This window comes from Variovorax ginsengisoli, from assembly GCF_030811835.1.
Classification (GTDB): Bacteria; Pseudomonadota; Gammaproteobacteria; order Burkholderiales; family Burkholderiaceae_C; genus Variovorax; species Variovorax ginsengisoli_C.
Map to the genome: position 1 here is coordinate 316,691 of NZ_JAUSRO010000007.1, position 8,336 is coordinate 325,026.

Here is an 8,336-nt window from a genome sequence, read left to right on the forward strand (position 1 = left end):
AGAATCGAGGCCCTCATTGACCTCCGCGCGCGCCGTGAACTCCTTCGTTTTCAACCCATCTTCCTTCGACGCTGCGATCGTCGACCTCGACGGTACCCTGGTCGACACGCTCGGCGATTTCGCGGTGGCGCTCAACCGCATGCTGGTCGACCTCGCGCTGCCTGCCATCGATGCGCGGCAGATCGAGACGATGGTGGGCAAGGGCTCCGAGCACCTGATCCTGTCGGTGCTGCACCATGTGCGGCCCGTCGATGCGGCACCGCTCACGCAGGCCGACGCGCTGTACGCAAGGGCCTGGTCGCGCTACCAGCACCATTACCTGGCGGTGAACGGCCAGTACGCCGCCGTGTACCCGGGAGTGCACGACGGACTGCAGGCACTGCGCGCCGCGGGCCTGCATCTGGCCTGCCTGACGAACAAGCCGATCGGCTTTGCCCGCCCGTTGCTCGCGTCCAAGGGGTTGGACGGTTTTTTCACCCAGGTCTTCGGCGGTGATTCATTCGAGCGCAAGAAGCCCGATCCGCTGCCGCTGCACAAGACCTGCGAGGCGTTGGGGACGGCGCCTGCACGCACGCTGATGATCGGCGACTCCAGCAACGACGCGCGCGCTGCCCGGGCGGCCGGCTGCCCAGTGCTGCTCGTGAGCTATGGCTACAACCACGGCGAGCCGGTGCACGGTGTGGACGCCGATGGCGTGGTCGATTCGCTGGCCGAGATTGCAGCATCCCGCTGAGCCGCTGCTACACTCGCGGACACATGTTCGTTCACTACATCATTCAGACAGGGCAAGGCCGTCGGGGAGCCTGGCTCTGGCGTCGCTCATCGTCGCAGCCTGTTTGACAGCACGGCGCCGCCGTGCGCCCGCGGTCCTCTCGGACCACCCTGAATGAACCCGCCGCCCGGCCGCTCCGCGCCGGCCGGCAGACGGAGAGAATCCCGTGATCACCGAACTCGAATTCAAGAGCCTCAGCGCCCAGGGCTACAACCGCATTCCGCTGATGGTCGAGGCCTTCGCCGACCTCGAGACCCCGTTGTCGCTGTACCTCAAGCTGGCGCACACCAAGGACGGCGGCAAGTACAGCTTCCTGCTCGAATCCGTCGTTGGCGGCGAGCGCTTCGGCCGCTACAGCTTCATCGGACTGCCCGCACGCACGTTGATACGTGCAAGTGGCTTCGGCGCAGCCGCCCGCACCGAGGTGGTGACCGACGGCCGCGTGGTGGAAACGGCCGAGGGCAATCCGCTGGACTTCATCGCGGCCTACCAAAAGCGCTTCAAGGTGGCGCTGCGGCCCGGCCTGCCGCGCTTTTGCGGCGGCCTGGCGGGCTACTTCGGCTACGACGCAGTCCGCTACATCGAGAAGAAACTGGAGAACAGCTGCCCGCCCGACACGCTCGGCTGCCCCGACATCATGCTGCTGCAGTGCGAGGAACTCGCGGTCATTGACAACCTGTCGGGCAAGCTGTACCTGATCGTCTATGCCGATCAGGCGCAGCCCGAGGCTTACACGAACGCCAAGCGCCGGCTGCGTGAGCTGCGCGACCAGTTGAAGTACTCGGTGAGCGCGCCGCAGGTCAAGCCCTCGCAGCCGCATCCGGCCGAGCGGTCCTTCGCCAAGGCCGACTACCTGGCGGCCGTCGAGCGCGCCAAGGAGCTGATCGCCGGCGGCGACTTCATGCAGGTGCAGATTGGCCAGCGCATCAGCAAGCGCTACACCGAGTCGCCGCTGTCGCTGTACCGGGCGCTGCGCTCGCTCAACCCGTCACCCTACATGTTCTATTACCACCTGGGCGACTTCCACGTGGTGGCGGCCTCGCCCGAGATCCTGGTGCGCCAGGAAAGCATGGCCGATGGCGAGCAGAAGGTGACCATCCGCCCGCTGGCGGGCACGCGTCCGCGCGGTGCATCGCCCGATCTCGACAAGGCGGCCGAAGTCGAGCTCATCAACGATCCGAAGGAGCGAGCCGAGCACGTGATGCTGATCGACCTGGCGCGCAACGACATCGGCCGCATCGCCAAGACCGGCACGGTGAAGGTGACCGAGGCCTTTGCGGTGGAGCGCTACAGCCACGTGATGCACATCGTGAGCAACGTCGAGGGCACGCTCAAGGACGGCATGACCGCCATCGACGTGCTCAAGGCCACCTTCCCGGCCGGCACGCTGACCGGGGCGCCCAAGGTGCACGCCATGGAACTCATCGACCAGCTGGAGCCGACCAAGCGCGGCCTGTACGGCGGCGCCTGCGGCTACATCAGCTACGCGGGCGACATGGACGTGGCCATCACCATTCGAACCGGTGTCATCAAGGACCAGATGCTGCATGTGCAGGCCGCCGCCGGCGTGGTGGCCGATTCGGTACCCGAGCTGGAATGGAAGGAAACCGAGGCCAAGGCGCGTGCGTTGCTGCGCGCGGCCGAACTGGTCGAGGAGGGGCTGGAATGAGCGTCCACGAAAGCGTGAACGACTTCTCGCACGAGATCATCGGTGCGGCGGTCGAGGTGCAGCGCGTGCTGGGCACGGGGCTGCTGGAAGGCGCCTATGCATCGGCCCTGGCCATCGAGCTCGCCGAGCGCGAGATCGGCTTTGCGCGCGACGTGTCGTTGGGCGCGAGCTACAAGAGCCGACCCCTCGGCGAGGTCTACCGCGCCGGCTTCATCGTGGAACAGTCGGTCATCGTCGAGCTGCGTGCGGTCGACGTGCTGAACGACCTGCACCGCGCCCAGGTGATGGCCGCGCTGCGCGTGTCGGGCCTCAAGCTGGGGCTCCTCATCAACTTCAACGTGTTCCCTGTCGTCAAGGGCGTGCACCGGATCGTGAGCAAGCCATGAAACTTCTGATGATCGACAACTACGACAGCTTCACCTACAACATCGTCCAGTACTTCGGCGAGCTGGGTGCCGAGGTCGAGGTGCAGCGCAACGACGAGATCACGCTTGCGCAGATCGGCGAGCGCATTGCGGCGGGCACCGCGCGGCTGGTGATCTCGCCGGGCCCGTGTTCGCCTGCCGAGGCGGGCGTTTCGGTCGACGCGATCCGCGAGTTCGCTGGCCGGCTGCCCATCCTGGGCGTGTGCCTGGGCCACCAGGCGATCGGTGCGGCCTTCGGCGGCAGGATCATTCGTGCGCAGCAACTCATGCATGGCAAGGTGAGCGAGATCACCACGACGCGCGAAGGCGTGTTCGCAGGCCTGCCCGAGAAGTTCAACGTCAATCGCTACCACTCGCTGGCGATCGAGCGCGAGAGTTGCCCCGAGGAACTGGCCGTGACGGCCTGGACCTACGACCGCGAGATCATGGGCGTGCGCCACACCGGCTTCGCGCACGACGTTCGCATCGAGGGCGTGCAGTTCCACCCCGAGTCGATCCTCACCGAACACGGCCACGCCATGCTCAAGAACTTCCTGGACTGACGCCATGCCTCACACCCGCCCCGTCGACCTGCGCAGTGATACCGTCACCCAGCCCACGCCCGCCATGCGTGCCGCCATGGCCGAAGCGCCCCTGGGTGACGACGTGTTCGGCACCGACCCGAGCGTCAACGCGCTGCAGGAGAAGATCGCCGCGATGCTCGGCTTCGAGGCCGCGCTCTTCATGCCTACCGGCACGCAGAGCAACCTTTGCGCAATCCTCGCGCATTGCGGTCGCGGCGACGAGTACATCGTCGGCCAGCAGGCGCACTGCTACCGCTGGGAAGGCGGCGGCGCCGCGGTCTTCGGCAGCGTGCAGCCGCAGCCGCTCGACCACGCGCCGGACGGCACGCTGCCGCTCGCCCAGATCGAAGCGTCCATCAAGCCCGATGATGCGCACTTCGCGCGCACCCGGCTGCTGGCGCTGGAGAACACGCTGGGTGGCAAGCTGCTGCCCTTCGGTTACGTGCAGGCGGCCACCGACCTGGCCAAGTCGCGCGGGCTGCAGCGGCATCTCGACGGCGCGCGCCTCTTCAACGCGGCCACGGCCCAGGCCGCGGCGCTGGGCACTGACGTGCGCACCGAGGCGCGCCACATCGCGCAGTGCTTCGACAGCGCATCGGTGTGTTTCAGCAAGGGCCTGGGCGCGCCGGTCGGCTCGGCGCTGTGCGGCTCGCGCGAGCTGATCGCACGGGCGCACCGCATCCGCAAGATGGCGGGCGGCGGCATGCGCCAGGCCGGGCTGTTGGCCGCGGCCGCGTCGCATGCGCTCGACCACCACATCGACCGGCTCGCCAGCGATCATGCGCTGGCGCAGCGCCTCGCGGCCGGCCTGTCCGGCATCGAGGGCCTGCGCGTCGAGGCGCCGCACACCAACATCGTCTTCGTCGACCTCGAAGGCGCTGCGGCATCGCGCGCCACCGAGCTGCTGGCGCACCTGAACGCACGCGGCATCCTGGCGACGGGCCTGTACCGGCTGCGCTTCGTCACGCACCTCGACGTGGACGCGGGCGGCATCGATCGCGCGCTGGTTGCCATCCGCGAGTTCTTCGCGCACTGAGGGCCTCGCGCATGCCGGACACCGCGCACCTCCTGGCCTTCATCCTCGCCGGCTGGCTGCTCAACCTGACGCCCGGCCCCGACGTGCTCTACATCGTGAGCAACGCGCTGCGCTCGGGCGTGCGCGCGGGCATCGTGGCGGGTTTGGGCATCACCGCCGGCTGCTTCGTGCACATCGTGGCGGCCGCGGTGGGCGTGGGCACCTTGCTGGCCGCCTCGACGCAAGCCTTCACGGTCCTCAAATACCTCGGCGCGGGCTACCTGCTGTACCTGGGCGCGCGCATGCTGTTCGCCAAGTCAACGCCCGCGGTGGCGACCGATGCCGCCGCGGCGGCCCACGTACCGCGCGGGCTGAAGGCGGTCTTCATGGGCGGCTTCTGGACGAACGTGCTCAACCCCAAGGTCGCGCTGTTCTTCCTGGCCTTCGTGCCGCAGTTCATTGCGCCGGACTCCGGCAACAAGGCGCTGGCCTTCGTGCTGCTGGGCCTGCTGTTCAACCTCAACGCGATCCCGGTCAACACCGGCTGGGCCGTGGCGGCCGGCTGGCTGGCACGCCGCGGGACCGTGCGCCAGTGGATGCGCATGCTCGACCGCGTGGCCGGCGCCATGTTCATCGGCTTCGGCATCAAGCTCGCGCTGTCCGACAACCCGCTTTCTTCGCCCACACACTGACACGGGAGACACCATGCCCATCACCCCCCAGGAAGCGCTTCAGCGCACCATCGAGCACCGCGAAGTGTTCCACGACGAGATGCTGCACATCGTGCGGCTCATCATGAGCGGCGAGTGCTCTCCGGTGATGATGGCCGCGCTGATCACCGGCCTGCGCGTGAAGAAGGAGACCATCGGCGAGATCACCGCCGCCGCGCAGGTGATGCGCGAGGTGTCCACCAAGGTGCAGGTGGCCGACACCACGCACCTGGTCGACATCGTGGGCACCGGCGGAGACGGCTCGCACACCTTCAACATCTCGACGTGCTCGATGTTCGTCGCGGCCGCGGCCGGCGCCAAGGTCAGCAAGCATGGCGGACGCAGCGTGAGCAGCAAGTCGGGCAGCGCCGACGTGTTGGAGTCCCTGGGCGTCAACATCAACCTGACGCCCGAGCAGATCGCCAAGTGCATCGCCGATGTCGGCATCGGCTTCATGTTCGCGCCCAACCACCATCCGGCGATGAAGAACGTCGCCCCGGTGCGCAAGGAACTGGGCATCAAGACCATCTTCAACATCCTCGGGCCGCTGACGAACCCGGCCGGGGCGCCGAACATCCTGATGGGCGTGTTCCATCCCGACCTCGTGGGCATCCAGGTGCGCGCGCTGCAGCGTCTGGGCGCCGAACATGCGGTGGTGGTGTACGGCCGCGACGGCATGGACGAGATTTCGCTGGGCGCATCCACCATGGTGGGCGAACTGCGAAACGGCGAGATCCGCGAGTACGAACTGCATCCAGAGGATTTCGGCTTCGCGATGTCGAGCAACCGCGCGCTGCGCGTGGAGACGCCCGAGGCGTCGAAGGCAATGCTCCTGGGCGTGCTGGACGGCCAGGGCGGCGCGCCCACCGACATCGTGGTGCTCAACGCCGCCGCGGCGCTTTATGCTGCCAATGTGGTCGACTCGATCGCCACGGGCGTGGCGCGCGCACGCCAGGCTATTGTCGATGGCGCGGCCAAGGCCAAGCTCAACGAATTCGTCGCTGCCACCGCAGCCGCCTGAAGCACAGACCCAGAGATCCGACATGTCAGACATCCTCAAGAAGATCGTTGCCGTCAAGCACGAAGAAGTGGCAGCTGCGCGCCGAAAGAGTTCACTGGAATCGGTGCGCTTCGACGCCGAGAGCCGTGTGCTCACCCGCGATTTCGTGGGCGCACTGCGTGCCAAGGCCGCTGCAGGCCAGGCGGCGGTGATCGCCGAGGTCAAAAAGGCCAGCCCGAGCAAGGGCGTGCTGCGTGCCGACTTCATTCCCGCGGACATCGCGCAGAGTTATGCCGAGGGTGATGGCACGGTGAATGCCGCCTGCCTGTCGGTGCTCACGGACAGGCAGTTCTTCCAGGGCAGCGTCGATGCGCTCAAGCAGGCGCGCGCCTCCTGCGACCTGCCGGTGCTGCGCAAGGACTTCCTGGTCGATCCCTACCAGGTCTACGAGGCGCGCGCGATGGGTGCCGACGCTGTGCTGCTGATTGCGGCCTGTCTCGACGATGCACAGATGAAGGACTTCGAAGCGATTGCGCTGGACCTGGGCATGGCTGTGCTGGTCGAAGTGCATGACGCTGGCGAACTCGATCGTGCACTCAAGCTCAGGACGCCGCTGGTGGGTGTCAACAACCGCAACCTGCGTACCTTCGAGGTGTCGGTGCAGACCACCATCGACCTGTTGCCCGGCCTGCCGGCCGACCGCTTGCTGGTGACCGAGTCGGGCATCGCGACGCGCGACGACGTGGCGCGTTTGCGTGCGGCGGGCGTGCAGGCCTTTCTGGTGGGCGAAGCCTTCATGCGTGCCGACGAACCCGGCGAGGCGCTGGCGGACCTGTTCCGCTGAGCGAGGGCGCCTGCCATGACCCAACTGACGAGCAGCCATCCTGCCGACTGGCCGGTGGCGCCAGGATGGCAACCGCTGGTGGATGCGTTCTTCGAGGGGCCGACCGGCCGCAAGCTGCAGGCCTTTCTGCGCGAGCGGCTCGAAGCGGGTGCGGTGATCTTTCCGCCGCAGCCGTTGCGCGCGCTCGAACTCACGCCGCCTGCGTCGGTGCGCGTGGTGATCCTGGGCCAGGACCCCTACCATGGTCGCGGCCAGGCAGAGGGTTTGGCGTTTTCGGTGGCGCCGGGCGTGGCCTTGCCGCCATCGCTGCGCAACATCTTCAAGGAACTGCAGCGCGATCTGGGCGTGCCGCCGCCCGCATTTCCCAACCCGGGCGGCAGTCTTGCGAAATGGGCGACGCATGGCGTGCTCCTGCTCAACACCTGCCTGACCGTGGAGGAGGGGCAGGCCGCCAGCCACGCCGGTCGCGGCTGGGAAGTGCTCACCGACGCGGTGATCCGCCACGTCGCCGACGGCGAGCGGCCGGTGTTGTTCATGCTCTGGGGTGCGCACGCGCAGAGCAAGCGCGCGCTCATCGACATGAACCGTCACAAGGTGCTGGTGGCCAACCATCCTTCGCCTCTGTCGGCGTTGCGTCCACCGCTGCCGTTCATCGGGTGCGGGCACTTCGGCGAAGCAAAACGTTGGCGGGAAACGCAGGAATCCGCCTGAAACGGCTTTGCAATCTGGTATATTCGCAGTCTCCGCTGAAATGTGTGCGAGATGAAGCGTTCGACGAACGATTTGAAACGTGCTATATTCCGCGGTTCGCCGGAGAGGTGGCCGAGTGGTTAATGGCAGCAGACTGTAAATCTGCCCTCTTACGAGTACGCTGGTTCGAATCCAGCCCTCTCCACCAGCGAAGAACGAGTGAGTTGCAGAGCGCCTGAATGCGCACGCTAGAGGTGTTTCGCCGTGTGGCGGAATGTCACGATGCGGGAGTAGTTCAATGGTAGAACCCTAGCCTTCCAAGCTAATGACGCGGGTTCGATTCCCGTCTCCCGCTCCAGCTGTTCGTTTTGTGTTGGTTGCAGGTTATGCAGGTACGTTGAGAACAACGCCCTTTTGGCTCAGTGGTAGAGCACTCCCTTGGTAAGGGAGAGGTCGCGGGTCCGATTCCCGCAAAGGGCACCAGTTTTGGGGTTGCACGCGTTCGCGTGCAACCCCATTTGAGAATGTTGATCTAGTTATTTTTCGGAGTCGAAAAAATGGCAAAAGGTAAGTTCACCCGCACCAAGCCCCACGTGAACGTGGGCACGATCGGTCACGTCGACCATGGCAAGACCACGCTGACCGCTG

The 8,336-nt window shown here is 66.5% G+C and carries 10 protein-coding genes and 3 tRNA genes; all 13 read left to right on the plus strand.

The annotated features are described in order from the left end of the window. Window positions 1-34 precede the first annotated feature (34 nt). On the plus strand, window positions 35-733 hold the full coding sequence (locus tag J2W36_RS13450; RefSeq protein ID WP_307690236.1) for a phosphoglycolate phosphatase: 699 nt from the start codon (window positions 35-37) through the stop codon (window positions 731-733). A 205-nt stretch (window positions 734-938) separates the two neighbouring features. Then, on the plus strand, window positions 939-2,441 hold the full coding sequence (gene trpE, locus J2W36_RS13455) for an anthranilate synthase component I (protein ID WP_307690237.1): 1,503 nt from the start codon (window positions 939-941) through the stop codon (window positions 2,439-2,441). After that, the gene (locus J2W36_RS13460; protein WP_307690238.1) at window positions 2,438-2,827 is read left to right on the plus strand and encodes a GxxExxY protein; all 390 of its coding nucleotides are present in this window, start codon (window positions 2,438-2,440) and stop codon (window positions 2,825-2,827) included. The genes trpE and J2W36_RS13460 overlap by 4 nt, the downstream gene beginning before the upstream one ends. Further along, window positions 2,824-3,408: an aminodeoxychorismate/anthranilate synthase component II gene (locus J2W36_RS13465; protein ID WP_307690239.1), complete on the plus strand. Its 585-nt coding sequence runs from the start codon at window positions 2,824-2,826 to the stop codon at window positions 3,406-3,408. Before J2W36_RS13460 ends, J2W36_RS13465 begins: the two co-directional genes overlap by 4 nt. Window positions 3,409-3,412: 4 nt before the next feature. Continuing rightward, window positions 3,413-4,465, plus strand: a complete 1,053-nt coding sequence (ltaE, locus tag J2W36_RS13470; RefSeq protein WP_307690240.1) for a low-specificity L-threonine aldolase — start codon at window positions 3,413-3,415, stop codon at window positions 4,463-4,465. An 11-nt stretch (window positions 4,466-4,476) separates the two neighbouring features. Continuing rightward, on the plus strand, window positions 4,477-5,136 hold the full coding sequence (locus tag J2W36_RS13475; RefSeq protein ID WP_307690241.1) for a LysE family translocator: 660 nt from the start codon (window positions 4,477-4,479) through the stop codon (window positions 5,134-5,136). A 13-nt stretch (window positions 5,137-5,149) separates the two neighbouring features. Continuing rightward, window positions 5,150-6,175, plus strand: coding sequence for an anthranilate phosphoribosyltransferase (trpD, locus tag J2W36_RS13480; RefSeq protein WP_307690242.1), 1,026 nt, complete (start codon window positions 5,150-5,152; stop codon window positions 6,173-6,175). A 22-nt stretch (window positions 6,176-6,197) separates the two neighbouring features. After that, entirely contained in the window at window positions 6,198-6,998 is an 801-nt protein-coding gene (gene trpC, locus J2W36_RS13485; RefSeq protein ID WP_307690243.1) for an indole-3-glycerol phosphate synthase TrpC, read from the plus strand. A 15-nt stretch (window positions 6,999-7,013) separates the two neighbouring features. Further along, window positions 7,014-7,709, plus strand: coding sequence for a uracil-DNA glycosylase (locus J2W36_RS13490; RefSeq protein WP_307690245.1), 696 nt, complete (start codon window positions 7,014-7,016; stop codon window positions 7,707-7,709). A 101-nt stretch (window positions 7,710-7,810) separates the two neighbouring features. Continuing rightward, window positions 7,811-7,896, plus strand: a tRNA-Tyr gene (locus J2W36_RS13495). A gap of 76 nt (window positions 7,897-7,972) precedes the next feature. Continuing rightward, window positions 7,973-8,046, plus strand: a tRNA-Gly gene (locus tag J2W36_RS13500). A gap of 50 nt (window positions 8,047-8,096) precedes the next feature. Beyond that, window positions 8,097-8,171, plus strand: a tRNA-Thr gene (locus J2W36_RS13505). 74 nt (window positions 8,172-8,245) lie between these two features. After that, window positions 8,246-8,336, plus strand: a 91-nt coding sequence (locus J2W36_RS13510) for a GTP-binding protein (RefSeq protein ID WP_038111923.1), incomplete at its 3' end; no start/stop codon positions are given.